Below are 24345 nucleotides of genomic sequence, written 5' to 3' on the forward strand. Positions count from 1 at the left end.
ATCAGTCCCCCTTTACCACCCGGAAGGTGAGGTTGGCCGTCGCGACGTGGTTGTGCTGATCGTAGGCAAACACAAACAGCCGGTAGGGGCCCGGCGTCGACGGCAGCACAAATGACAGCCGCTGCCCATTGATGGGCGAGCGCGTCAGGCCTTCGATCGCCGGCATGGCGGTGCCCATAAAATGGGCTTTCTGCTGCGCCTGCGGCTTGATCTCCCAGTGATACGTCAACGTATCTCCGTCGGGGTCGGTGGCGAGTACATCGGCTAGCTGGAGCGTCGATGAGGCCGTGAACTCCCGGAAAGGCATCGACTGACCGTTCACGCGCAGGGCTTTGATAATGGGCGCACGGTTGCTGGGCGACGTACCTGACCATAGCTCCTGCATCAGGCCGACCATTGCCGACTCGCGCCCCGTTTCGTCGAATGCGCTGAACCAGGTGCTCGTCTCCTCCTGCTTGTTGCCCCAATAGAAAAAGTACGAACCCAGGCACTTGGGTGGCCGGGAGCCGATATGCTGCTTGTAAGCCTGTTTCACAAAATCGTATTTCTCCTGGCTGGTCGGCTCAACGGGCGTCACCCAGGGCGACGTACCTGACTCGCCCCAGAACCCTTTGGCACCGTACTCCGAGAAAATATAGGGGCCTGTCCAGCCGCCTTCCTGAAGCCGCTGGGGCAGCTTATCGATTTCGCCGTACACATTGACCGACAGGATATCGAGGTCGGGGCAGCGTTCGCGCAACAGCCACACCTCGCGGCTGCTGTCGAGCGAGAGCGCCGTGGTTACCGGGTGCTCGGGGTCGAGTTTGTGCACTAGCTGCATAAGCCGGTTCATCTCGTCGTAGGCATGCAGGTTGGTGGCATACAGACCCACTTCATTGCCTACGCACCACATCAGCAACGCGGGGTGGTTGCGGTATTTCAACACCGTTTGCCGGATGCGTTCCTGCTGTTTCTGAATGGCCTCGCCGTTGTTATAGTCAAACCCTTCGGTCTCCCGCTCGACCCACAGGCCCAGCATCACCGTCAGGCCGAGTTTCTGGGCTTCGTCGAGCACCCGTTCGGCATCGTTATCGTCCCAAATCCGAATGGAATTGCCGCCGCAGGCTTTCAGGCGATCGAAGTAACGTACCCCACCCGCCCCTTCGATGAAATACGGTTTGCCGTGTCGGAGCAGCGTAAAGCCGGTAGCGGTGGATTGCACAGCTGTAGCAGGCTGGCTGGCGTCGCCCGGAAGGCGTTGTTGGGTTGAGCTGGTATCGTGACAGCCCCCAAGTGTGAGGACGAACAGGCAAAACAGCAACAACCGCATGATAGATAGGTCAGGGGAAAACATGCACCTATCTTGACCCATTGCGCTCCAACAAGTCACGTACCATTCAGCAGATTTTTTGGCAGCAGAGCCCCCCCGTTGTCCCTCTCAAGACCGCGTAGGGCCGCAAACGAAACGCGCCGGCAGCCGCTCCTGGTGCCTCGTTTCGTGCCCGCCCGTTAGTGGATGAGTTCGAACGTCCAGGCAAAGCGGGGTTGCTGGTGGATTGACCAGAAGGCTTCCGCAATCCGATCGGGCGAGAAATGCTCGTTGCTACCCACACTCCCGTTGATGGTGACGGTGGCCACATGAATGCCTTGCGGCTCAAGCGTTTGGCGCACACATTCGGCCATCGTTCGGACGGCCGCTTTGCCCACTGACAACGACAGCAGCGGACCCGAGGGGTGGAGGGCCGACCCGCCGCCCGTCACTAGCACAGTGCCAGACCCGGCGGCGATCATGGCCGGGCACAAGGCCTGCACGGCTACCAGCAGCCCGCCCCCGTTGATGCGCATATCCTGCATAAACAGGGCTGGGTCGAGCGTCAGGGCGTCGGCTTCGCGGTAGACCGAGGGGTTGTAGTGCAGTACCGTAACGGCGCCCCGTTCATTAACCGCCTGCTCAAGGCGCCGTCGGAACCCGTCGAAATCGGCTACGTCGGCCGCATACGTCGCCACGTCGACGCCCAATGCAGTAAGCTCAGCGCGTAGCTGATCCAGCGAGTCGGGCTTACGGGCCAGCAGCGTAACGCGGAAGCCTTCACGGCCAAACCGCCGGGCTACACCCATCGCTACGCCCGGCCCGGCGCCAATAATCAGAAGATGCGGTTGTATCATACTTGGTCTGCGAAACACAGTTCGTTGTGGCCGTAAGATACGCACGCAACCAGTTGATTAGAGTAGGCTAATTGCTGGAAAAGCGCGTGAGCAATTGAGCTGAAGGGGTCTCGACCACGCCAAATGCCTGGGCCGGCTAGGGTAAAGCAACGTCATCTACCCGCATATTCATAACCCGCTGCAATCAGGATTTGGGCGTAGCTGGCGGCCAGCACCCAGATTTTTCCGTTGTTCCCCAGAACGCGAGCCCAATCGGCCGGGCGATCACAGCGGTAGATGAAGCGAAGTGCATCCGCCACGGAACTGAACTCGGTACGCAGTTTGCCATTAGCGACAATCTGTTGAGCAGTCATGTAGGTATGTATGGTTCGTTGACAATCTGGCTGTAACTTTCTTTTACGTGAAATGGAATGGCTTGGATGTCAATTAGTTGAAGAATAAAAAAGTAAGTAACTAACCTATTTGTCAATCAAGTGACACGTACCTCGACTGTATCGACTACGCGGAAACGTAATACGCTCCCGTCAAAAAATGGGTAAATCAACCGGGGTCAACTACCTGCTGGGTTCGAAGGCCCAACTGAGTCGCGACACTAGTTAATTCCCGCCGAAAGGAGTTTGTTACGTACCTGACGAAATACTTTGATAGAGCTAACCTATTGTTTTTCAATCCACGAAGGGAAAGGTAAGCCTTCACTTGTGCTTTCCTAAACCAGTTCGTTTCTGGAAACGGGTGGCGTCGGTGCCACCCCTATTTCGTTGTGTTTTCCGCTTCCAGAATTGGGTTTCCGTAAGCAAGTTCCACTATCTTGTAAACGGATGGCAAAATTGGAAACAACCCGATGATTTTTGGCTATTACCGAGTATGCACCCAGGATCGGCAAACCGACGTCTTTGAGCGAGCATGTTGCCCGAAGCGCTTTATCGAAAAAGCCGACGGTGCCAAAATGAACCACCACCAACTACAGATGCTGCCTGAGCAACTGCGTTCTGGTGATACGTTCATGGTAATAAAGCTCGGGCGGCCCGGACGTAGCCTTCAGCGCCTGATCGATATTGCCCACGAACTGGAAGAGGGTGGGGTTGACTTCGTTTCCGTTCAGGATAACATTAATACCAGCCCTGCAACAGGCACAAAGTTGGGCAGTGGTTCTGGAACGTTAGTCAGGCACTTACACCCTAGAGGCGCATCAGATGATGCCAAGCAATTAGTACGCTAGACGTATACCTTCAACGATAGCCCGTAGCCGTATACGCTTTTTTACCACGACAAGATTATTGGTCAATTCAGCCAGTGGAAACAAACACGATTATTAAACTGCCATCTGCACGGGTTAAGGCCTTTTTAAAGCGCCTTCAGCAATTAGCCTGGCTCGAGTTATTCGAAAAGTGGTTTGGCGTTGGAACAAAATTATTGTGGCTCACGCTCTTTGTTGCCTTTAGCGTGTACCTCCGCAAAGAATACAAGCGGAATATCTTCTATGTACAGGATTTCAAGGTGCCTCCTGCTTGGGTAGAGCAGGGCTACAGCGGCGAAGTGGTCAAGCAAGCCATCCTCGACGAGATCGACAAGATTATGAATGGCATGTATGCCAATGATAAGTCCATGATCGGTAGCAACGAGGATAAAACGGAGCTTTTGAATGAGCTTACCGTTGAGGGGTTTAACCTTAAAGCCGTAACCAAATCTATCCTGGCGCTCTTGGGCAAAAAAGATAAAAGCATTGGGGGCTACATTACGCTCAGTGATTCTACCCAAACGGTAGCAATACAGGTTACCGACCAGATCACGCAGCCGTTATCCGTTGAGCAGAACGAACCCGCTCAACACCTGATTCACAAAGCCGCGATGGAAATTATGAAGGTGCGGTCGCCCAAAGCGCTGATCACCTATTACATGGTGAAAAAAGACAACGCTATGGTTGACAAGACGTATGCGTATTTGAGAAAACACCGGGAGTTGATGAACGATTATTTTTTCTACATGACCTCGGTTGCCGTTGCCTTGAACAGCCAAAACTATGAGGATGCTTTTGCTTGGACGGATAGTGCCGCTACGCGGTTTCCAAATGATAGATTAGCTTATTACACCCGGGCCGAAATCTACATGACCTTGGCTTATCATGCGAAAGCAGATGCCCCGACGATCCAGAAGTATAAACGCTTGTTTATCGAGAATATGCGTAAAGCCAGCGAGCCAGGCCTGCCGTCAGAAGCAGTCGAGTTGCCCCAGACGGCCAATCGGTATTTAGCCAACTTCTATACCAACGAAAATGATTTTAAGTCGCTGGTTGATCTGGTTGAGCGGAACCAGATGGAGCAAACGCTGAGCGCGCCTCTGAATAACGGGCTAGCATATGCCTACTTGAGTCAGAAGAAGTATAAGAAGGCCGAGGAGGCCCTCAGAAGAGCGACGTTTCAGGCACCCAATATCGGTGACTATTGGGACTCGCTAGCTGAGCTATACAGCATTCAAGGTAACGATTCAGCAGCCGTTATCAACCTAACTAAGGCGCTGGGATCTCCACAAAAATCAGAAGTAGTCTCAGCGAAGGCCTATCAAACAGATACTCGCTGGGGGCGATTGCGAAAGCGCCCCGATTTTCAGCAGCTACTGAACCGATAGTAGCCTACTAGCTGCCTATATAGTTTTACCTTAGTGCGGGTTATGGTTGGTTTTAGGACTTCTTACGAAACACGCCTATACGATTACTGAGAAGAGTAAACTTTGCGGCAGATACCAAGACAGCGCCCCTAATTACGCTAAAGCGGCTTACTGTAAACGTTGGTATGTGTTGTGATAGAGGCAATGGCAACCTGACTAATCAGGTTGCCATTGCACTTTTTTTCAAGATAAGCCGTATACACAACCTCATGTAAAGAGGTTGTTCTGAGACAGTTCAAGGAGTCTAGCGCCGAAGCGGCCATCTAAAGCGAATAGTCAACGCATTGGATGTACCCGTTAACGAAAGCCAAAACGAGGCGATGTGTCACTTCTTCTGCTGAGATAGAAACGTAATCAATGAGGCGAATTCTTCGTAGGATAACGAATTCGCCAAGCCAGTCGGCATCATTGAATTCTCCATCTCTTTACGGGAAACCACCTCAGACGCTTTAAGTGTGTAGACTTTCCCCGTGATGTCGCGCATGACAATCCGGTTAGCCGATTCTTCGGTGACGAAGCCCGTGTAGCTCTTATTGCCTTTAGCCGTGATGAATACCGTGGCGAAGCCCTGCGAGATGGATGCGTCCGGCTTGAGAATGGATTCAGCAATCTGCTCGCGGGTCATGATTGACCCAATCTGCCCCATGAACGGGCCTTTCATGGGCTCGTTTTTGTTGAGACTGTGGCAGGCAATACATCCCTGTTGCGCGAACAAGGTTTTGCCCAAGGCCGCGTCCCCTTTGATGTTACCCATGGCCAGCATGACGTCCTCAATCGACGACTCGCCAATCTGCCCTTTCTTAGTTCTGATTTTTTCCAGGTCAACCTTGGGCTCCTCTTTGGCGATGACGGTTTCCTCGACGCCAAACTCAGGGATTTCCAGCCGAAGCCGGCTGTTCAGTTCGGTAAAAAAGGGCTTCTGATCACTCTTTTTCCACTCCTCGATGAGCCAAGTTTTGATCTGTGGTGACGACGCCCAATCAATAGCGCGGTAGTAGGGACCGTGAGTGTCAGGACGCGTGCTCCACCACCACGAACCATCGTAATCAGCTTCTTTTTTGTAAAGCCGGGCCACGGCTGTTAAGAGCTTGGCTTTCTGGGCAGCATCGGTTGTTTTGGTATACGCCATCAGCAACCCATTTACCGCTTTCGGGTCATGCATATACTGCAACGCCCAAAGAGCCAGCGTCGATTGATTCGTATTGAGGGCGTTGACGCAGGCGTCGACCGCCTGCAGGTTAACCAGCGCCCGTACCGCCAGGTGAGCCGGAATAATGGCCGAATTGGGGGTAGCATGCGGCCCTTCGGTGCCTGATGCGGGCGTCACGAACGAATCGGGCATACGTACCTGTAGTAAGGCTTGCGCCGCTTCGGGCTTGCCCAGGCGGCCAAGGCCAATTATGGCCGCGGTCTGAACGCGGGGCGAGGAACTGGTCAGGCCCGCCAGGAATGGCTCAAGCGGTACGTTTGCAGCGAGTGTCTTGCGGTCAGCCAGGGCGCGCAGCGCATATTCCTGCATCGTTTCGTCAGCCGTTAGTTTGACCAGATTGGGTATTCCGGCATTACCAGCTGACTGAGCATACGTGTACATGGCCGCAATGCGACCAGGTAGGGCTAACTGTTTATCGGTAGCAATCGACCAAACTGTTTTCGGTACGCTGGCATCGGCTCGGCCCAACAACTCCTGCTGAGCCGCCAGCCGGGCCACAGCACTGTTGGAGCGCAGCAACTGAACCAGTTTTTTGACCGACATTTTCTTCACATTGCTAAAGGGTACGTATGTCCAGTCTTTCGGAACGGCCCGGGCTACGTACCCTTTGCCAGGGTTTCCGGTATAGCCAGCGCCGTCCCAGGCGGCCAGGTACATCCGCCCGGAGCCATCGATATCGACATCGGTGATCTGAGGGAGTTTGATGAAGGCTTCCTCTTTTTGCACAAAGCTGGCTCCGTCGCTTGTCACCCGGTGCAGGTAAAGCTGGTTGCGGCCCCAATCAGCCATCATTGGTACATGGTTGTATTTTTCGGGCCATGAAGGTTCATCCATGTAGAGCGAACCGGTGCCGGACCCCCCGCCCACGTCGACTAGCGCTGGAATAATTTCGTTCGTAAAGTGCTTGAAAAGAGCGGGATAGCCGTACTCGCCCGATTGAATGTGGTGTGAGAACCGAATGTTCCAGCCGCCTCCGTCATTGGTGTTGTCGCGGGTAAACGTATTCATGTACGGATCGATGGCTACGTCGTAGATGTTCCGGGTACCGTGCGTGTATACCTCCATTTCGGTCCCATCGGGCCGCACCCGGACAATACCGCCCCCCAGCATAGTCAGTTCTTTGCCTGTCCGATCAACTGCCTTGTGAAACCCAAAATCACCCACTGCAATGTATACCCAGCCATCAATGCCCATCCGAATGCCATTGGTGGCGTGGTCCGTACCGCGCTTCTGGATAAAGTTTACGTTGCTGATATGCTGGATCAGGGGTTTGGACGGTCCGTCGGCGACTCCATCCTGGTTTTTATCCTCGAAAACGACCAGATCCATGCCGGTTGCTTTCTTTGTTTCCGGCGAAAAGGTGGTGTGCAGCACCAGTAATTGATCGCCCAGCGGCAGAATTCCCCGTGGATTATCGACCTGAGCGAATTCCGTATGGCTGTCCATCTGCCCATCATTATTTGCATCGATGAGCCGCACGATGCTTCCTTTACCGGGCTCTTTGCCCAGCGATCCCATTTTATCGACGCCCACGTACACTTCCCCCGTAGGCGCCACGGCTAAGCAGGCCGGGCTAGGCGTTAGCGATGGGCCTGCGAAGGCATTTAACAGTAGCTCATCGGGCCAACTGGCCGCTTTCAACAAGGTATCAGCTCCTTGCCGAAGCGGCGATCCATTCATTTTGTAGGACGTTGACTCCCTGCTTATCATTCCAGCCATTAACCCGAGGGTGGCAACCCCTACTCCTACTACTACAATTGACCGTAACATCATTGATTTTAATCCAGTGAACCTGCTTACCTAAGTAGCACCAGGGGCATTACCTACTTGATAAGTATGGTGTGAATGTTCCTTTTTTTCTTTTTGGATCGGTACCGATCTGCCCCAACTTGCCACGAAGGAGGTGTATCGTACACGACTGATGGAATTTGGCAGTTGGTAAAAAACACAGTCTCATCATTCACCTGGTCAACCAACGTGATTCCGTGCTTATTTTGAGTATGAATCGACTGCTCAACAGCATTCAGCACTATATTCCCCTCTCCTCAGCGGATGAAGCGATCATTGCTACGTTAGTTCGTCGACATACGTTTACGAAGGGCGAACACCTGTTGCAGGCTGGGCAGGTCTGCAAAAGCGTCTTCTTTATTGAGAAGGGCCTGGTCCGCTATTATACCAGTATCGAGGGGGAAGAGAAGACCAGCTACTTTAACAAAGAGGGCGAATTCGTATGTGATTACGCCAGCTTTCTGCCCCAGAAGCCTTCCCTAACCAACATTCAGGTTCTGGAAGACGCTACCATCTACAGTATCAGCCAGGCTAATATGGACCTGTTGTACCAACAGGTTGAACAGGGGGAACGGTTTGGCCGGCTGGCCATCAGCGAGGTTTTTGTGAGCGCTATTCACCAGATCAACTCCCTCTACACCGACCCACCCGAGGTACGTTATCAGACGTTTCTGGCCCGGTTCCCCGAGATAGCCCAGCGCATTCCCCAATATTACATTGCCTCCTATGTAGGCATCAAGCCCCAATCCCTGAGCCGCATTCGAAAACGAATGGCTCAGGCGCATTAATTAACTTGGGTGAACGAGGGGCGGTTTTTGGGTGGTGAGCTTTGTGATCAAAATCGAACACAAAGCTTATTACTATGAAAACAGACTATGCACTGGCCCCCTGGGGCTGGCGGTCGCCATCCTACTGGATGATCCTGCCCATCGCGCTGGGAATTCTCTTCATTGGTCTCCGATTCTTGTTGGCCCCCCAGATCAGTATGGACGATTTCGGGATACGGCCCTTGACTGATTCAGCCCTTGCCTATGGCCGCATCAAGGGGATACGCGATATTTTTTCGGGAATAGCCTTACTGGCTTTATGGCTGACCCGAATGAAAAAGGCGGCCGCGTGCGTGTTTACGGCTGCCAGCATCATCCCCTTTACGGACTGTCTGCTACTCTACCAACAGAACGGAGTGGACTTACCCCGCCTGCTGGTTCACGGCGGTACGGCCGTGTACATGGTCATCACGAGTTATTTTTTATTCAGTAAGTCTAAACAATTAACTGCCTGATGGATGCATTCACGCTCCGACAGGTGTTGCTAGTGCTGCACCTGTCGGGTCTGGTCATAATGGCTGGCACCACGATTACTGAGTGGGTCGTGTTTCGCTCGTTCCTAGGCCTGTTGACAAAGCAGGATAAGGCAGCCCTCAGCCTTTTCAGCCTGCTGTCGGGTTTAGGCCGACTCTTATTGGTCGGCGGGGGCATACTGTTACTTTCCGGGATTGGCCTGACGATACTCAGTGAGGGCGTCTATTTACAGCAGCTCTGGCTGCAAGTAAAGCTGGGGTTAATCTTGCTGCTGCCGCTGAATGGGCTGCTGGTGGGCAGCCCGCAAATGAAGCAGATAAGAAACAGCCTTCTATCGGAGGGGATCAGTCTGCCTGTAGCGATCCAGCCTGCGGTTACGAAGCTGACTTGGTTTCATAGCAGTCAGTTACTGGTGTTTTTTACCATTATCATCTTGGCGGTCTTTAGATTCATCTAGCCTATAGAAGCCCAACGATCGTCATCGCAATGAGGAGTCTGACCGAGCCTTTCATAGCTACTCCGCACTAGCTGGCAATGGGGTAACCTGCCGCCTTGCTGGCCGCTCTGGCAGGCCGTGTACTATTTTTGACCAATAGAAGAAGGCTGATCTTTTCGAGCAGATTAACGATACGTTGAACCAACTTGACCGCTAGTCGGTCGGTCGTGCCTCGCTTCCTTTAGTACTATGCGCTGACACGCAGTCTGTTAAATTATCGCTTATGATCTAAGAGTTTCGGAAGCCGTGGCATAAAACTCTGGTGCCAATTGGTCTAGTACATTCGCCCTGTTTTCCGGCAAAACGTACAAGGACATCACAAGCCATATGCTATTTCCGTACACGTAACAAAAGCAAAAACGCCTAACTAGCTTCATGTGAACTAGTTAGGCGTTTCGTTTGCGGACTGGACGGGGCCGAAGAAGCTATTATAAGGTATTTATAATCAGCGGCTTATAAATACCTGTTGAAACAAGTTTGAAATAATGTCAGGCTAAATGGGGTAAGTGACCGCTAGAGGTCAGCCCCTGACTTTATTTCCATTTAAAGCCTTCTACATCAAATTCAATCTGACGAAGGCCCTCATTATAAAATTCAGCTTCGATCACCATCCTCTTAGCTGTCCGTAGCTTCTTAATTATTCCATTCGAAGAGTTGATGAAAACGATGTCGCTACTACCATCAGAGGCACCTGAGAAAGAGTAGGTAGTCGGTTTGCCCTGATCGAAGCGAATGCGCACAGTACCACCGTCATATGTGCTATTAAACTGCCCCTTTGATACTTTGAGATATGTATCGGTTTCGCCTCCTTTTCGACGTACCACGAACGAAGCTGTTGAGCCGCCGTTGTACGGAAAATCAAACTCTAGCAACTCCTTAGCATCAACCGTCGTAACTGTACTCTTGGCACCCATTTTATCCTCATTTTCGAATGAGTACCAATTGGATACGGGTTCTACAGGTTTTTCTTCAACCGCCGTGGTTGCCAACATTGTAGTATCTGTTGGGCTAGCTTCGACGGAACTGGTAGTAGAAGCTGCTGGAGAATTATCATTCGATAGCTGTCCGAGAATGATAAGGCCACCAAAAATACCAACTACCCAGGGCCAGATCTTTTTGCCTTTCTTCGGTTGAGGGGTAGGTTGTTGTTGAGGTATAGGTTCCAATTGCATATATAGATTGTTTGACAGTTGCTGTAGACTCTTTAGTTGAGTGATGACATTGATAATAATATGGCTCGCAAGAGCACCTAGACTTTTTGACGAGTAAGCTCCTTTCGTTGATACGAGATCAACTCTTCTTGCATTTCTAGTAGCTTATTCTTCTCAATCAGTTGATAACCTTGAGGAATAGGATCGCTCTCGATTGTGCCGTCTATCAGATAAGCAGCAGTCGTGTTGAGCAGGGAAGCCAAGCGTTTTAAGTCGCTTAGGGATGGTTCAGATTTGTTTAGCTCCCATTTAGATACGGTCTGTTTCCCACTTTTCAGACCCATCTTTTCCGCTACTTCTGATTGACTCAGATTGGCGGCTTCACGCGCTTCTTTTATTCTGTCCCCCAGAGTCTTCATTTATTATTGGATAAATGTGATACCATATGTTGACAGGTAATATTTAAAGTATTACTTTTGGGTGTGCAGACATTACACAGTATCGCATACTGTGTAAATGTAAGACTTAGGTATTACGCAGTCAACCCTATGAGTTACCCAAATCAACGAGCGGTGAATACGCAGGCCCTAACGGTCGATTACTGGCGTGGCCGCCTACAGGACCTGCTGCCTCCCAAATATTCGCTGAGAGGTTTGGCAGCGGCGTTAGCTAAGACTGATGATTACTATGCCGATGTGGTAGGCTATAGCCGAATGCAGAACATCGTCAATGGCCGAGGGAGCTTACAGGCTACGGCCCGCACGGTCGACCTGATTCTACGCCTATTTCCTATTGACACGGCTGGTAAAGCTGTTTTGGACTTGCCTACAAAATCCAATTCATAAAAATGCCCCGGTACTGTCTCGAACACAGTACCGGGGCCAAAACTGTAAAGCTGAATGCAAAACTACATCACAAATCCCCTCACGCAACATGCCCGCGTGCAGACCTATCAAACCTACGCCGCCCGACTGCTCCGGGCCAAACTCGACGAAAGGCCTGATTTGGTCGCTCATTACCGAAATAAGATGGCAACAACTCTACCTGCTCGCTCATGATCGTTAACCTATTTCTGCTGCTGGAACTGCAAGCGCAGGACCAATTGGGTACGTTGACGTATGACCAGCTTTCCGAAGCTGAGGCCGTCATTGCCGGTACCGAAACCGCCTTTAAAGCCATGTGCGTGGAGGAGGCCATATACACGATGTATGACCGGAATGACCGCATCCAAAAGACGGTCAGCCTGACAGTACCGAAGCTGGAGAGTCTACACACCAGCCTAACCAATATGCTTACCGTGCAATACGGTTGCGCGGACTAACCCGATCGGGCGACCTGTTAGGAGCAGGTCGCCCTTTATTATTCCCCAGTGAGATGAGGTCTTTATCCTTTTGGGGCGCACCCGCTGCGTCCTTACGCGCCAATTTTATCACCCCCTCCTTCGTGGCTCAATGACCAACATCACGCCACAGCACGTTTATGATGCCACAGGGGGAGGCCTCGACATCATTCTAGCGTACTACCCGCAGGCTGAAGCCTGCGTGCATAGCCGCTCCAAGAAATTCAGCATCCGCGACGAACGTACCCCTTCCTGCACAATCAGCGAGTACAACGGCGTATGGTACGTCAAAGATTACGGTTCCTCTAAGCGTTCGATGTCGCCCATCGACGTGGTGATGCGGGAAGAACAGATCGAGTTTAGCGACGCCATGAAGCTGCTCACTGACCGCTACCAGTTGGTGGGCGATGATCCTAAAAAAGCGCCCCGCGGTTATGAGTTCGAGAAGCGCCCGGCTACTGCCGACGAGGTTGAAGGCGAATACTACCCGCAGCTAAAACCGTTCTCGATCGCTGATCTGAAACACCTGTTTGCCAAGCAGGTGTGGACGTACCTGAGCCGCATGGGCCTGATGGCAGCGGAAGCCCCCAGCGACGAAAACGCCCTGGCCAATGCCCTCCCGATCTGTCAGAAATATAACCTGCATTCGCTGGCCAGCTACACCTTCATCAAGAACCGGGAAGCCCTCATTTTCAAGTCGACGGATGCCTACCCGATGTTCCTCTACGACGAGGGTGATTGGAAAAAGTACTACATACCCAAAGCGAAGGAGGGCGGACTGCGGTTTTTCTCGACGGGCAAAAAGCCCAGCAAATACATGTTCGGCCTGCCGCAGATCAGAAAGCGGCTGGACGAAATGAAACCCCAAGCCAGCGCGGCCGTCGACGATGATGGTAACCCTGTCACCACGAAAGAGGAAAAGAAAGGGCCAACCAAACTGCCCGAAATCATTCTATGCAGCGGCGGATCGGATGCCCTGAACGTAGCCGTGCTGGGCTATTTGCCCGTTTGGAAAAACTCGGAAACCGACCTGCTGGAGAGCTACCAGTACAACGAGTTGAAGGGGCTGGCCGAGTACGTATATAACCTACCGGACATCGACGAAACTGGCCGTAGGGAAGCGCATAAGCTGGCGATGGAATATCTCGACCTACGGACGATCTACCTGCCGGAGGAGCTACAGAAACGCCGGAGCCTGTCAGGGAAGCCCTGTAAAGACCTACGCGACTACTTCAACTACTACACCACCAAGAGCTTCGATAACCTGCTGAAGCACGCCTACCCGCTTAAATTCTGGGATGAGGAGGTGCGGCGCACCCGCGATGGGGAGTTGGTCACCAAGTTTGGCCGGCCCCTCTACGACTACAAGCCCAACAACGAGCTGATCTATCATTTCCTATATCGGAATGGATTCGGGCTGATGGAAATGCCCACCGATAAGAAAGGCGAAATTCTGGTGCACGTGGATGGCAACGTGGTGCGACCGATCGAGTTTCCCCAGATCAACCGCTTCGTCAAGAATTTCCTCAATGACCGCTACAGCTCGCTCGATCTGCTGAACGCCTTCCACCGCTCGACCAACTTTAGTAAGGATTCGATGAATAACCTGAAGCTCATCAAACTGACGTTTGAGGACTTCGGGCGGGATTTCCAGTGGCTGTTTTTTCAGAATGAAGCCTGGCGCGTGACGGCCGATGGCGTGAAGGCGGTCGAGTCTAAAAAGTGCGACGTGTATGTGTGGGAAGACGAAGTAGCCAAGCACGATGTCAAGCTGCACGACGCCCCGTTTACGGTCACCAGAGACGAGAAAACGGGGGAACTGGACATCGAGATCACCAACACGGATTGCCTGTTCTTTCGCTATTTAATCAATGCTTCGCGGGTGTACTGGCGCCGCGAACTGGAGGATAAGGCCGACGAGCTGCCCCACAACGAGCGCCATGCCTACCTGAAGAAACACCAGTTCGACATTGCCGGGCCACTGCTTACCAAAGAGGAGCAGTACGAGCAGAAACAGCATTTGCTGAACAAGCTGGCCAGCCTGGGTTATCTGCTGCACCGCTACAAAGACCCGGCCCACGCCTTTGCCATCTGGGCGATGGACTACAGCATCACCAACGTCGACGAGAGCCAGGGCGGTACCGGCAAGTCGATGGCCTACACTTCGCTGGATTGGCTCATGCAGACGATGATGCTGGCGGGCCGAAACGCCAACCTGACCAATAACGCGCACGTACTGGAAGGCACCACTGAGCATACCGATTTGATGCTGATCGACGATGCCAATAAGCATCTGGACTTCGAGTTTTTCTATTCGATGATTACCTCGTTCACGGAGGTCAACCCCAAGGGCCAGGCTAAATACACGATTCCCTTCGCCAAGTCGCCGAAACTGTGTATCACCAGTAACTACCCGCCCTCGAAGCTCGACAAATCGACGTACCGCCGCATCTGGTTTACGGCCTTCTCAGACTACTACCATAAGAACCCGGAGGGAACCTACCGGGAGGAGCGCGTACCGATCTCGGAGTTTGGCAAGTCGCTGTTCGCCGATTTTACACCCGCCGAGTGGAACCACTATTACAACCTGATGGCCCGCTGCGTGCAGCTGTGGCTTCAGCATGGGCAGATCCTGCCGCCGATGGATAACGTCATGCTCAACGCCTACAAGTCGCAGATGGGGCCAAATTTCCATGCCTGGGCGGATGCGTATTTCAACGCCGATGATAAACGCCTGGATCGGCTGGTACCGCGCTACATGGCCTACGAAACCTACAAGACCAATGTGCAGGGAAACTTGTCAAGTCAAGGCTTCATGGACAAGCTCAAAGCCTGGTGCAACTACAACGGCTACACGTTGCAGCCCAATGATCTGAAAGGGAAAGATGGCCGGATCATGTGCCGGCACAACAAATACACGCTCCAGCGCGGAGAGTGGGTCACCACCGGCAACACCGCGACTGATGAATACCTGTACATCCAGACCGATAGCCTGCTTGTGCCTGAGCGCCGCTATTGGGACGATCAGGACGGCTCGCTGCCCGAAAGCAGCCTCAACTTCTAGTACAAGTGATGTTCACCGCGGCGGCGGACCGCATAAATCCAAGTAAGACAAATGATTGATTATCAAGAACAGAGAGACGACAAAGGTCAGTTTCTGTTCTTCGTTCCGATGGTTCAATACCCCCTGAACGACGAACAAACGCTACTGGTGTTCCATACACCTCAAGAACCTGATGCATTAGACGGACATGGCCAGATTGAGTGGATACCGCTGGGGCGGCTCGATGACCAGAGCTTTATCATCGAGAGCATGACCCGTAACAGCCTGATCCGTGACGGCTGGGATTTCGACAAGTACCCAAATCCCTACGTTGCCATTGGCAACCCAATCGAGCAGAGCCATGAATGAACTTGAAATCTTGCTCGACGAATTACAGAGCATCAAAGAACGACTATCCGATTACGTTAGCCAGAACGCGACCGAGCTTGACGAAACCGATCCAGTCCACGAAGCCCTTCACTCAATGGATGATGTAATTGACTGGATGGAGCAGGCCGTAGGTACGGACGAAGATGGTTGATGATCCCAACGAAGCCAGGCTGGCGAGAAATCTGGCCAGCCTGGCCACCGATCCACCGGCGCGCGTGCAGTACGATCTGATGCTGCAAATCGTCTCAGACTGCCGCATCTTACGCCGCCCCCTATTGCCCTTCCTGCAAGGGCTGGCCACGTCGGAGAACCCTGCTCCTCCCGCGCCCTCTGTCTCTGAATCAGCGTTCGTATGCCCGGACTGTAACAAGCCGTTCAAAACGCACCACGCCCTATGTGGCCATCGCAAACTGCATCGCTCCCAGAATGCCTAATGAAGTGGCTGCTCTACCTGCCAGCCGCATCGATCTGCCTAATGCTGGGTCTGATCTGTCTGCTGCTGCTCATGATGGTAAGACCGCTGATCGTGGATTGGATGGGGGTGCGAAATCACAAAAATCAACTCGTTAACATGGCTAATCTGAATCTCGTCGATAAACACTTACTCACGGTGGCCACCGCAAAAGCCCTAAAGGAAAAAGGGCTCAGGCTATCCACGCATTTCTCCTGGTTCGTAATAGACGAGCATGATCTTACACATCCGGCTTTGGTTCGGACATCGACTTTGACCGAAAGAGACTTCCCTTGCTATCCCGCCTCAAGTTTTTCGGAGATATGGGAGCTTCTGCCCTGGAAACTGGAGATCAACGGCGAAATGTGCGGCCTTCACCTTCAGGGGATGAATATGTTCGGGCAGTACGTCGCCCAATATTACTACTACCCTAAAATGAAGTCACGGCTGGAGGGCCAGATCACCGCCGCTACGGCGGTTGAAGCGGCAGGTACGTTGCTGCTGCGGCTATTGGAAGAAGGGTTGGTAACAGCTGATCAAATCAACCAGGTACAAGACAAACTCAAGCAGTAATGGAAGACCTAAAATCAAAAGAGACAGTGCGCGATATGCTGGCCACGCGTGAAGAGCTTCGAGCATCCATGACCGAGTTAGAATGGGGGTGGATAATGACTTTGAAGCAAATGGATTTGCGGATGGTGATGGCTAAACACAGCTGCGACGCAATCGAGGCGGCTGATAAGATTGTCGACCTGCTGGAAGTGAATCTGGCGCTGGAGGACAATGTACGTGAGGTGCATAAGGCCGCGTATATACTGGCGGCCGTCGAACTGATGGGGCCTGAGTTTATCGCCTCACTGACCGAGTAGCAATGCTATGCCCATCGACCGGAAGAAGTACCCCCGGAAATGGCGGAAGATTAGCTACTTCATTCGGTTCGTCCGAGCGAAGGGAAAATGCGAGGAGTGCGGAGCCAAACACGGCGAACCGCATCCCAAGACCGGTACGGAGGTTGAACTACACACGGCCCATCTGGATCACAACCCCGCTAACTGTAGCTTTTTCAACCTCAAATCGTTGTGCCACGTCTGCCACCTGGCGCACGATCGACGCGATAACTGGCGCCGGCGGCTATATGGCCCGACCGGCCAATATCACAACCAAATCAAGCTATTCGAATGAGTAAGACACCTGTCGTTCGGTTCAATTACAACGAGCCGATCCACGTGCTAGGCGTGTCGAAATACATCAGTACGTTGGGTTTGTATTCATTAGATGCCTGCGTCTATGCTGATCTGAATGGCATCAAAGAGCGCGTTGCTGCCTATTTCGCTGCCTACCCCCGGCACAAGGTGCTGGTGCGGATGGAGCAGTTCAAGCACGAAGAAGATCCCGACGGGAAGGGCCGGGCCTTCAAGATGATTGTCGGTTCTGGAAAGGCCCCTAAGCTGAAAGCCAAACCGACGACGAAGCAGGGCAGGGCCACCTCGAAACGCATGAAAATGCTGACTAAAGAAGCTAAACACCTGCGGACCGAAAAACCGAATATGACATGGGCCAACGCTATGAAGCGGGCAGCCAAAAACCTCAAGAAGAAGTGAAAAAGGACGATAAAAAAGAGGCGGCACGGGCAGCACAGATGCTGATCAACGCAAACCTGAGCGACTTGGGGCGTGAGTCGAGCGAACGCATCGCGGCGCACCTACAATACGTCGACGGCTACTACATCGACTACCAGAACGAGATGAAGCGGGCGGTAAGCGAAATGCCGCTGGAAACGGCGCTGGCCGAACTGCTGGGGGAAAAGTGGACGAAGATGAGCCGTACCCAGCAGCGGCAGTGGCTGACCAAGGTTGGCTGGGAAATGGCGGCTACGCTGGAGTTTATTCATCGCTTTGGCGGGGCGCTGTCGGCTCAGGCCACGATGATCGAGCAGTCAGAGAGTTTGCGCGTGGAGGCCCTAACGGCCAAGTTGGCAAAAGACGAACCCTACAACCAAGATCAGGATGAACACAGCCCAGACGCCCCCGGCCCCTCAGAAGGCCATGCTCAAGAGCACAGTGCCATCGGAAGTGGTGCTGCGGCAGTACAGTAAGTGGATTGATGCGGCCAACTTCCGCTTATTTATCGTACTCGACGCCTGGCATGGCCTGCATGCTGACACCAAACTTCTCGACGTGCAGAAGGAAGAGGAGGTCTACCGCACCACTGAGTACGTGATGGGCCGTATCCGCGACGGCAGCTTGCTGCCGTTCTAACTAAACACAATCCTATTTCTAAGGGGCCTCGCGCCCCTTTTTTCGTGCCGCACGCCACCACAGCCGCCGTTTCTTTGCAATCTTCCCCTTATAACTACGTTTGGGCTGTAACTCTGTAACAAAGAGGGGGGAGGGACGGGGCAAACACTGTGGTTGTCAAGCCATTAAGGTGTTACAAAATAGATTTTGTCTTTGTAACAAAATTGACTCTGTTACAAAAATCTGTAACACTTAATCCCTTGACCTTTCGCCAGTTAGCGCTGATACAAACCCAACGGGGGTTGTTACAACCCCTTGGACAAACCGTAACAGGCTGTGTATGCTGGTAGTCAACTACTTAGCCGCCTGTTACAGGATTACAAAAAAATTACACGTTTTACCGACTCTGGCCCAGCAACTAACCAGCGGCAACTTCCCGGCAGCTGAGCGACGCTGTTGTGTACTTTCCCCTAAAAAATGCAAAATGGTAGGTGTACGTATGAAAAATTATTGCATAGTTTTTCACTAGGTAGTAACTTGTGATGTAATGGTCCCTGCCATTCCACTACCCGCCGAATAGCTTGCAGCTGATTCGACAACCTCTTTCTACTCAATGATTAAGACCTGTGTACCTGTCCGCGATCGTCACGTTCGTCAGTTCATCTGTGCCCGCTTCGGCAACAACACCACCACCGTCGAGCTTTCAAGAAAATCCATGCTGGGCGTACTGGCCGAGCTAAGCTGCGAGAAGGTGGGCTACCGCCATGTAATCCCTTCCTGCGCGGTCGATCAGGCCACATCGGTCATCCTGATGTATCCCGACTCGCTCAAAAACCACTTCATCCATCCCAACAAGTTGCAGCTGCTGGAGAAGATGTTCAGCTACATGTTTTCCCAGATGTTCCTGGAGGCCTGCGAGGTGAGTCTGATGCTGGGCATGTCGGATTACGACGCGGTGAACCTGTTTATGGATCGGTACGGCATCACTGAAGACATGGTGGCCTCCGATACGCTCCGAAAGAAATGGCGCGATCACCAGCGGTATATGAAGCGCAAAGTGACCAACATGCTACAGCAGTCGCTGAATTGAAAAAAAAGGTTGGGCAGTTCTTCACCCGTTTTTGGGGGGTACTCACCGATATACCGACTTGTTCGTTCATCTGACGAGTTGTTCACGGCAAAAAACCGCCTTCCTGCGCTGGAAAGGCGGTTTTTTGCCGTGAAAGGGGCTGTTTCTACGTCCTACTAAATGGCTATTCTTCGGGGGTACTTTGCCGAATGACTCCCGTCGACCGGACCACTGACATTCCTGCACTACCGAAACAGGCCGGTCAAGCAAACGTGCCTGGTATTCGCCGCCTCTGGCTGGTGGAAGACCGGCACGTGCTGGGGGTTGTCGATCCACGCACCCAACCAGGTACGCTCACCAGCTGGTCGCTGCCCGAAGGTGGGCTGACGCTCATCGACGGCGAAGCCTTCCCCTACGTGGCCCTCACCTGCCGCGCGGCGCTGGGTACCTACAACCAGCGGACCGTGGCCAGCGTGCAGGGCGTCGGTTACGCCCAGACGGTAGGCATCACCCTACCGCGCTACCATCCCCAGACCCAGCTGGTGCTAGCCCGGATCATGGGTCGACGTTGGGTAGCGGTCATTCAGGACGCCAACGACCTGGGGCATCTGATCAGCTTGCCGCAGTATCCACTTCGTTTCGAGGCCGCCTTTGGGGCGAACCCCAGCAGCTTCAACCTGGTCGGCTCGACGCTCACGCCCCAACCGGCGCTGGGCTTTTCCGATTTCTGGCTATTCGAGAACGCAGGCGCGGAATTCTCCTACGCATTTTCTGACGAGTTCAACTCATAATTTATGGCGCAGCCTTACCAGCCTTCCGACGTGAAGGCGTTTTTTCGGAGGTGGCTCAAACCCACGCCGCCCGCCCCGCCTCGCTCCATCAAGGCGGAGTACCTGGCCGATGGCATCGACCAGATGATCGACATGCTGTCGGTCAACACCTGGGCTCCAGTATTTGGCCTGGTCAGCGACGGACTACGGCTGGTGATCCAGATCGTCGACTGGACCGGTGGCCTCGGCCCCAAGCCGAATACGGGTGAGTACATCGGCACCACAGGCCGGGTGGCCAACATTGCCGACGCGGTGAGCATTCGTGGCACTCAGGGCATTAAAGGCTGGTCGCCCCTTCTGCAATTGCAAAGCACTGCGCCGGTAGGTGGCACCTGGGTCGAGGGCATAGTACTGAAAGTGGTCGACTGGACTGGTGGCGAAGGCAACAAACCGGGTCTGGGTTACGTGGGCGCGAACGGCATCGTCGCTGACGCGAGTCAGGCGGTCAATGTTCGCGGGGCTTCGTGGTTTGCCTCCGACACGGTACCGCTAGACCTGAGCGATCCGGCTGCCTTTGGGCAACGGGGCGATTTGTGCCTGCACACGCTGACCGGCGACGTGTACCGCTGTGAGTTGGGTACGGGCCGCTGGATGCTGAAAGGCAACCTGCGCGGCATTCCAGGCCTGAACTGGCGCGGGGCCTGGGTGGCTAACACGGTGTACGCCGTTGGCGATGTGGTGGCCACTGGTGGCAGCGCCTACGTGCGGAAAGTAGCCGGCTCATCAGGTAGCAGCTTTAGCGGCGTGGGAGCCAATTGGGACCTGTTGGTGGCCAAAGGCGACAAGGGCGATCAGGGCAACCGGGGCTGGACGCAGATAGCCGTACTCGTGAGCGATGGCAACCGAGTAGTCCGTCAGGTGACCGACTACATTGGCGGTGAAGGGCCAAAGCCCACGGATTACATTGGCCAGTATATCACCAGTACCGGCTTCACGACCAATATTGCCTTGGCGCAGGACGTGCGCGGGCCACAGGGGATTCAGGGCCTTCCGGGCACATTAACGGCTAGTGCATTTCCTGAAGTCAATAACGGCGGAGGTATTGCCGACACTACCTACGCGGTACTGCAACAGGGCACCACCCTACAGCGCATTCCGCTCAATGCGTTGCCGATCCGAATGAACAGCCTTTTCGGGCCAACGGGCAATATTGCTCAAGACCTGAGGGGGCTTCTATTCAGCCAGTATACCGATATATTTCAAGGCAGGTTATTGGAGTCGTGCGAAAAATGGAATACGGGCACGTCGGCTTGGGATGTGCAAAACGCGACGGTTTCACTGGGCTTCCAGAAGCTACTGGCAGGCCGCCCCTTTTTGGCGTCACAAACCATCATTTACGCGGGTGACAAATACCGTCTGACCATCCAGACCGATAATTCAAGTGAAGGGGCCATGCTAGCTATCTACATGGGCTACTTTACGGGGGCGGTCGGCTTTGGGACAAACTTGAAAGTAACGGTAGAAACGTCAAGCAATGGCGGAACCAGCTACACGACAAGGCTAGCTGAAACCAATATTACGTTCTCCAGCTACTACCTGTTTATGCCGGTTGACTTAGGCGGCAACCGAGTGCGAGTAACATTGGATGCTGTAGGCGCGGCAGGATCGAACTTCGCACTGCATGGCCTAGGTGGGTTTTCGGGAAAGAGTTCAAACCAAGGACGGTTCTGGAATCGGCTACCGTTTGGCTGGAACTATAAGCAGTATGCTTCATTTGGCTTTCAGGCCAACGATGGCCCACCCGATTGCGCGGCGCTGGAAGTACGTTCGACCGATGCCGGGTTTTTGTTTCCACGCATGTCGGGTGTCCAGCGTGACGCGATTCCGTCACAAACAGATGGGCTGACACTGTACGTAACTGACTCAGGTGCGCCTGGCGGCTTCTGGGGGCGGATTGCTGGCTTCTTCCATAAGTTCTTAACCGTTACGGCGGCAGGTGTACTGAACCTGGACGAGCTACAGCTGCCGAGCGCCTTCCGCAACCGGAAGCTAGTTATGTGGCAGGTGACGGGTAACGATCATCAGTTCATCGGGCTGGGGGCCAACAGCGGCGAGTTTCGGCTTCAGGTTGATGGGAGCAACACCGATTACAATTGGTACGCCGGTACGTCGCCCGCTCTATCGGCCCTGCTCATGCGCCTGACCGGACTCGGTAAGTTGCTGCTGGGCACGAACGCCCTGACCAACAGCAACGCGCAGGCGGAGATTGCCGGGACGAACGCGAACGACGGAGTCATTGCCACCTTTACCAATAAGTTTTCTGCCGCAGGTCGTAAGGGTGCCCAGCTTCAGTTTCATAACACCGGCATATCGATGTGGCGGATTGGGCTAGCCGCTGGGGACGATCAGGCGGGTGATGCCTTCGTGTTCAAGGGGTGGGCCGGTGGGTCGTTCCCGGAACTGGTACGCATCACCGCCACCGGCTCCATAGGTATCGGCACCGACAACCCCCAAGAGAAGCTGCACGTGATGGGCCGGGTACGTTCAGCCGGTATCGTAGCTGGCGGTACCACACCGGGTATCGTTGCGCGACCCGGCTTGGGGACTGGCGCGGCGGCAGCCATCAGCGGGGCCGACATGGCTGGCCTGATCAGCCTGACCGCCGGCAGTGGTACTGGCGCGAATGCCGAGGTCTGCAAGGTGACGTTTGCCACCGCCTACACGGCAGCGCCCAAAGTGGTGATGCTCGACGCCCGCAGCAAGAACGGCAGGTATCAGCTGGGGCGGCTGTTTGTGTCGGCCATTACGGCCACCGACTTCACGATCTCAACGACCGACAGCGCGATCGATGCCGGCACGGCAAACATTGATATTCAGTACGTGGTGATTGCTTAATCTTTTCTTTTCGATGTCGACCATCCAACAACCCATTGCCCCCCAGCCGCTGACAGGTCTCAACCGGCTGGGCGTTTTTGCTTCATTCACCATCCTGGCTAACCGTGAGATGGTGCAGCAGACCAACATCGTCTACTGCGACGATCAGGGCGTATCGCTGCTGGAGAAAGCGGCGGCCGACGAAACGCTGACCGAGCAGCAGCGCCAGGAGCTGGCCACGCTCTACCAGACCAAGCTGGTCACGCGCACTACGGAGGGGGCCTTCGTGGATGCGACTGGTCAGGTCGTAGCGGCGGATGCGGAAGGAGCCATTCCGCAGCTTCAGTTCTTTCGGAGCCTGACCTTCGCGCAGGTGATGGCCATGGCAGGCCTGACCGAAGAGGATAGCTTCGCTGACGGGCTGTACGCGCTGATCAGTGCTGAAATTAGTAAAATTGATGGACGGGGCGGACTGTGATGGTACAGCGGATTAGTAACGACGATACCAGGTATCGGGTCTTGGTCTATCTGGACAGCGAAACCCAGAAGTCAGACCAGTTTGTGGTTGCGGAGCCAATTTTCGTCGAGTTATTTGATAGCCGGGTAGTGGTTATTCCAGCCGACTTCGTGAGTGATGGCCACTCGACGCCGAGACTGCTTGATGTGCTGTTGCCTCATTACGATGCGAAAACCAATCTGGCGGCGATCGTACATGACTTTCTGTATATGCACTGGGAGGTGTTTGAGCAGCAGCAAAAGCAGCTTCGGGCGGCAGTCCTGGAATGCCCGTCTCGGTTGCTATCCATCGACATCGATGATCCACGCGCTTATGCCGATGAGGCGTATTATCGCTTAATGGAGCAAATGGCGCCGTGCCAATGGCGAAATGGCCTGTATTGGGTAGCGGTGCGATGTTTAGGCTGGTGGAATTGGCGAGGATACCGCCGAAATGACCGTACACGAAAGTTTCAGTAGAGATACTTAGCGGTTTTTGGCTTTTGAAACGGTGTGATTCATATTTAGGCTTCCAAAACTGTAAATGAATCACCATGGACTTTGAGATGGAAAAGCAGCTCATCAAACAATGGGTAACTGAAGCTGTTCATAGACAGTACGCTGATGTGGAACTGACGTTCACCTTTGTGCCGGTGCTAAAAGAGTTTGCCCGAGTTGTATGCAGACGGGAGCAAGAACTTGTCGTTGTGGTTAACTACAATGAGTTTCCGAATGCATCGGTTGATACTAATGAGGGGCAGCTTGCGCTGATAGTGGCTGGGCATATAACCGATAGGATATTGGATCGTTTAGTCCAGGCCAAGTGGCATCCTACTGGGGTTGCTCAGTGATTGATAGGATCGTCCCGGTTGTCAACGTATAAGTTACGGTAATAGGGAAACCCCGTCTGTGGTTACAGACG

General features: G+C 53.6%; 28 protein-coding genes. 22 read left to right on the forward strand and 6 right to left on the reverse strand.

Annotated elements, in window-relative coordinates; translation table 11 throughout:
- Position 1 precedes the first annotated feature (1 nt).
- The 3 genes from FAES_RS11415 to FAES_RS11425 form a co-directional block, all read right to left on the reverse strand.
- Entirely contained in the window at positions 2-1201 is a 1200-nt protein-coding gene (locus tag FAES_RS11415) for a glycoside hydrolase family 2 TIM barrel-domain containing protein (protein WP_229364463.1), read from the reverse strand.
- A gap of 287 nt (positions 1202-1488) precedes the next feature.
- On the reverse strand, positions 1489-2145 hold the full coding sequence (locus tag FAES_RS11420; RefSeq protein ID WP_015331369.1) for an SDR family NAD(P)-dependent oxidoreductase: 657 nt from the start codon (positions 2143-2145) through the stop codon (positions 1489-1491).
- Between the two features lie 152 nt (positions 2146-2297).
- The gene (locus FAES_RS11425; protein WP_015331370.1) at positions 2298-2498 is read right to left on the reverse strand and encodes a KH domain-containing protein; all 201 of its coding nucleotides are present in this window, start codon (positions 2496-2498) and stop codon (positions 2298-2300) included.
- Between the two features lie 488 nt (positions 2499-2986).
- On the opposite strand from FAES_RS11425, the gene FAES_RS11430 reads away from it, so the two are divergent.
- Together FAES_RS11430 and FAES_RS11435 are read left to right on the forward strand one after the other, a co-directional pair.
- Positions 2987-3364: a recombinase family protein gene (locus FAES_RS11430; RefSeq protein ID WP_015331372.1), complete on the forward strand. Its 378-nt coding sequence runs from the start codon at positions 2987-2989 to the stop codon at positions 3362-3364.
- Between the two features lie 74 nt (positions 3365-3438).
- A complete protein-coding gene (locus tag FAES_RS11435; protein WP_015331373.1) occupies positions 3439-4770 on the forward strand; it encodes a tetratricopeptide repeat protein in 1332 nt (443 codons plus the stop codon).
- Positions 4771-5134: 364 nt separating this feature from the next.
- Here FAES_RS11435 and FAES_RS11440 read toward each other — a convergent pair whose 3' ends face one another.
- Positions 5135-7699 carry a DUF7133 domain-containing protein gene (locus FAES_RS11440; RefSeq protein WP_229364464.1) on the reverse strand — a complete coding sequence of 855 codons (2565 nt, stop codon included), beginning with the start codon at positions 7697-7699 and terminating at the stop codon, positions 5135-5137.
- Between the two features lie 320 nt (positions 7700-8019).
- Here FAES_RS11440 and FAES_RS11445 point away from each other — a divergent pair, with 320 nt between their 5' ends.
- The 3 genes from FAES_RS11445 (at position 8020) to FAES_RS11455 (ending at position 9565) form a co-directional block, all read left to right on the forward strand.
- Positions 8020-8595, forward strand: a complete 576-nt coding sequence (locus tag FAES_RS11445; protein ID WP_015331375.1) for a Crp/Fnr family transcriptional regulator — start codon at positions 8020-8022, stop codon at positions 8593-8595.
- Between the two features lie 74 nt (positions 8596-8669).
- Positions 8670-9089, forward strand: coding sequence for a DUF4267 domain-containing protein (locus FAES_RS11450; protein ID WP_015331376.1), 420 nt, complete (start codon positions 8670-8672; stop codon positions 9087-9089).
- The gene (locus FAES_RS11455) at positions 9089-9565 is read left to right on the forward strand and encodes a DUF2214 family protein (protein WP_015331377.1); all 477 of its coding nucleotides are present in this window, start codon (positions 9089-9091) and stop codon (positions 9563-9565) included. Before FAES_RS11450 ends, FAES_RS11455 begins: the two co-directional genes overlap by 1 nt.
- 572 nt (positions 9566-10137) lie before the next feature.
- On the opposite strand, the gene FAES_RS28975 is transcribed toward FAES_RS11455, so the two are convergent.
- Entirely contained in the window at positions 10138-10776 is a 639-nt protein-coding gene (locus tag FAES_RS28975) for a hypothetical protein (protein ID WP_051054081.1), read from the reverse strand.
- Positions 10777-10853: 77 nt separating this feature from the next.
- Positions 10854-11174, reverse strand: a complete 321-nt coding sequence (locus FAES_RS11465) for a helix-turn-helix domain-containing protein (protein WP_051054084.1) — start codon at positions 11172-11174, stop codon at positions 10854-10856.
- 129 nt (positions 11175-11303) lie between these two features.
- On the opposite strand from FAES_RS11465, the gene FAES_RS11470 reads away from it, so the two are divergent.
- The 17 genes from FAES_RS11470 (at position 11304) to FAES_RS11555 (ending at position 24274) form a co-directional block, all read left to right on the forward strand.
- The gene (locus FAES_RS11470; RefSeq protein ID WP_041257783.1) at positions 11304-11600 is read left to right on the forward strand and encodes a hypothetical protein; all 297 of its coding nucleotides are present in this window, start codon (positions 11304-11306) and stop codon (positions 11598-11600) included.
- A 54-nt stretch (positions 11601-11654) separates the two neighbouring features.
- Positions 11655-11813, forward strand: a complete 159-nt coding sequence (locus FAES_RS30365) for a hypothetical protein (RefSeq protein WP_015331378.1) — start codon at positions 11655-11657, stop codon at positions 11811-11813.
- The gene (locus FAES_RS11475; RefSeq protein ID WP_015331379.1) at positions 11810-12076 is read left to right on the forward strand and encodes a hypothetical protein; all 267 of its coding nucleotides are present in this window, start codon (positions 11810-11812) and stop codon (positions 12074-12076) included. The genes FAES_RS30365 and FAES_RS11475 overlap by 4 nt, the downstream gene beginning before the upstream one ends.
- Before the next feature lie 130 nt (positions 12077-12206).
- Positions 12207-15158 (forward strand): primase-helicase family protein, encoded by a 2952-nt coding sequence (locus FAES_RS11480; protein WP_015331380.1) that lies wholly within the window; start codon positions 12207-12209, stop codon positions 15156-15158.
- A 108-nt stretch (positions 15159-15266) separates the two neighbouring features.
- Positions 15267-15506: a hypothetical protein gene (locus FAES_RS11485; RefSeq protein ID WP_158408768.1), complete on the forward strand. Its 240-nt coding sequence runs from the start codon at positions 15267-15269 to the stop codon at positions 15504-15506.
- Positions 15499-15678: a hypothetical protein gene (locus tag FAES_RS11490; RefSeq protein WP_041257784.1), complete on the forward strand. Its 180-nt coding sequence runs from the start codon at positions 15499-15501 to the stop codon at positions 15676-15678. Before FAES_RS11485 ends, FAES_RS11490 begins: the two co-directional genes overlap by 8 nt.
- A 282-nt stretch (positions 15679-15960) precedes the next feature.
- Positions 15961-16551 carry a hypothetical protein gene (locus tag FAES_RS11500; protein ID WP_041257787.1) on the forward strand — a complete coding sequence of 197 codons (591 nt, stop codon included), beginning with the start codon at positions 15961-15963 and terminating at the stop codon, positions 16549-16551.
- On the forward strand, positions 16551-16847 hold the full coding sequence (locus FAES_RS11505) for a hypothetical protein (RefSeq protein ID WP_041257788.1): 297 nt from the start codon (positions 16551-16553) through the stop codon (positions 16845-16847). The genes FAES_RS11500 and FAES_RS11505 overlap by 1 nt, the downstream gene beginning before the upstream one ends.
- 309 nt (positions 16848-17156) lie before the next feature.
- Positions 17157-17579, forward strand: a complete 423-nt coding sequence (locus FAES_RS11515; protein WP_015331385.1) for a hypothetical protein — start codon at positions 17157-17159, stop codon at positions 17577-17579.
- The gene (locus FAES_RS11520) at positions 17576-18073 is read left to right on the forward strand and encodes a hypothetical protein (RefSeq protein ID WP_041257790.1); all 498 of its coding nucleotides are present in this window, start codon (positions 17576-17578) and stop codon (positions 18071-18073) included. The genes FAES_RS11515 and FAES_RS11520 overlap by 4 nt, the downstream gene beginning before the upstream one ends.
- A complete protein-coding gene (locus FAES_RS11525) occupies positions 18024-18236 on the forward strand; it encodes a hypothetical protein (protein ID WP_148289344.1) in 213 nt (70 codons plus the stop codon). Before FAES_RS11520 ends, FAES_RS11525 begins: the two co-directional genes overlap by 50 nt.
- A 592-nt stretch (positions 18237-18828) precedes the next feature.
- Complete coding sequence (locus tag FAES_RS11530; protein ID WP_015331387.1) at positions 18829-19305, forward strand: hypothetical protein; 477 nt, start codon at positions 18829-18831, stop codon at positions 19303-19305.
- Positions 19306-19493: 188 nt separating this feature from the next.
- The gene (locus FAES_RS11535) at positions 19494-20075 is read left to right on the forward strand and encodes a hypothetical protein (RefSeq protein ID WP_015331388.1); all 582 of its coding nucleotides are present in this window, start codon (positions 19494-19496) and stop codon (positions 20073-20075) included.
- Between the two features lie 3 nt (positions 20076-20078).
- Positions 20079-22949 (forward strand): phage tail-like protein, encoded by a 2871-nt coding sequence (locus FAES_RS11540; protein ID WP_015331389.1) that lies wholly within the window; start codon positions 20079-20081, stop codon positions 22947-22949.
- Between the two features lie 13 nt (positions 22950-22962).
- Positions 22963-23406 carry a hypothetical protein gene (locus tag FAES_RS11545; protein WP_015331390.1) on the forward strand — a complete coding sequence of 148 codons (444 nt, stop codon included), beginning with the start codon at positions 22963-22965 and terminating at the stop codon, positions 23404-23406.
- Positions 23407-23447: 41 nt separating this feature from the next.
- Positions 23448-23903, forward strand: a complete 456-nt coding sequence (locus FAES_RS11550) for a DUF1353 domain-containing protein (protein WP_158408769.1) — start codon at positions 23448-23450, stop codon at positions 23901-23903.
- 86 nt (positions 23904-23989) lie between these two features.
- Positions 23990-24274, forward strand: a complete 285-nt coding sequence (locus tag FAES_RS11555) for a hypothetical protein (RefSeq protein ID WP_148289345.1) — start codon at positions 23990-23992, stop codon at positions 24272-24274.
- The last annotated feature ends 71 nt before the right edge of the window (positions 24275-24345 follow it).

The sequence above is a fragment of the Fibrella aestuarina BUZ 2 genome (assembly GCF_000331105.1).
Lineage (GTDB): Bacteria > Bacteroidota > Bacteroidia > Cytophagales > Spirosomataceae > Fibrella > Fibrella aestuarina.

Coding starts and splice junctions, on each gene's coding strand:
- FAES_RS11440 (WP_229364464.1), bottom strand. CDS start 7,699: ATGAATGGATCGCCGCTTCGGCAAGGAGCTGATACCTTGTTGAAAGCG.
- FAES_RS11420 (WP_015331369.1), bottom strand. CDS start 2,145: ATGATACAACCGCATCTTCTGATTATTGGCGCCGGGCCGGGCGTAGCG.
- FAES_RS11485 (WP_158408768.1), top strand. CDS start 15,267: ATGGTTCAATACCCCCTGAACGACGAACAAACGCTACTGGTGTTCCAT.
- FAES_RS11430 (WP_015331372.1), top strand. CDS start 2,987: ATGATTTTTGGCTATTACCGAGTATGCACCCAGGATCGGCAAACCGAC.
- FAES_RS11470 (WP_041257783.1), top strand. CDS start 11,304: ATGAGTTACCCAAATCAACGAGCGGTGAATACGCAGGCCCTAACGGTC.
- FAES_RS11545 (WP_015331390.1), top strand. CDS start 22,963: ATGTCGACCATCCAACAACCCATTGCCCCCCAGCCGCTGACAGGTCTC.
- FAES_RS11525 (WP_148289344.1), top strand. CDS start 18,024: ATGCTCAAGAGCACAGTGCCATCGGAAGTGGTGCTGCGGCAGTACAGT.
- FAES_RS11540 (WP_015331389.1), top strand. CDS start 20,079: ATGGCGCAGCCTTACCAGCCTTCCGACGTGAAGGCGTTTTTTCGGAGG.
- FAES_RS30365 (WP_015331378.1), top strand. CDS start 11,655: ATGCAAAACTACATCACAAATCCCCTCACGCAACATGCCCGCGTGCAG.
- FAES_RS11490 (WP_041257784.1), top strand. CDS start 15,499: ATGAATGAACTTGAAATCTTGCTCGACGAATTACAGAGCATCAAAGAA.
- FAES_RS11505 (WP_041257788.1), top strand. CDS start 16,551: ATGGAAGACCTAAAATCAAAAGAGACAGTGCGCGATATGCTGGCCACG.
- FAES_RS11445 (WP_015331375.1), top strand. CDS start 8,020: ATGAATCGACTGCTCAACAGCATTCAGCACTATATTCCCCTCTCCTCA.
- FAES_RS11475 (WP_015331379.1), top strand. CDS start 11,810: ATGATCGTTAACCTATTTCTGCTGCTGGAACTGCAAGCGCAGGACCAA.
- FAES_RS28975 (WP_051054081.1), bottom strand. CDS start 10,776: ATGCAATTGGAACCTATACCTCAACAACAACCTACCCCTCAACCGAAG.
- FAES_RS11465 (WP_051054084.1), bottom strand. CDS start 11,174: ATGAAGACTCTGGGGGACAGAATAAAAGAAGCGCGTGAAGCCGCCAAT.
- FAES_RS11500 (WP_041257787.1), top strand. CDS start 15,961: ATGAAGTGGCTGCTCTACCTGCCAGCCGCATCGATCTGCCTAATGCTG.
- FAES_RS11480 (WP_015331380.1), top strand. CDS start 12,207: ATGACCAACATCACGCCACAGCACGTTTATGATGCCACAGGGGGAGGC.
- FAES_RS11450 (WP_015331376.1), top strand. CDS start 8,670: ATGAAAACAGACTATGCACTGGCCCCCTGGGGCTGGCGGTCGCCATCC.
- FAES_RS11455 (WP_015331377.1), top strand. CDS start 9,089: ATGGATGCATTCACGCTCCGACAGGTGTTGCTAGTGCTGCACCTGTCG.
- FAES_RS11530 (WP_015331387.1), top strand. CDS start 18,829: ATGATTAAGACCTGTGTACCTGTCCGCGATCGTCACGTTCGTCAGTTC.
- FAES_RS11515 (WP_015331385.1), top strand. CDS start 17,157: ATGAGTAAGACACCTGTCGTTCGGTTCAATTACAACGAGCCGATCCAC.
- FAES_RS11425 (WP_015331370.1), bottom strand. CDS start 2,498: ATGACTGCTCAACAGATTGTCGCTAATGGCAAACTGCGTACCGAGTTC.
- FAES_RS11555 (WP_148289345.1), top strand. CDS start 23,990: ATGGAAAAGCAGCTCATCAAACAATGGGTAACTGAAGCTGTTCATAGA.
- FAES_RS11535 (WP_015331388.1), top strand. CDS start 19,494: ATGACTCCCGTCGACCGGACCACTGACATTCCTGCACTACCGAAACAG.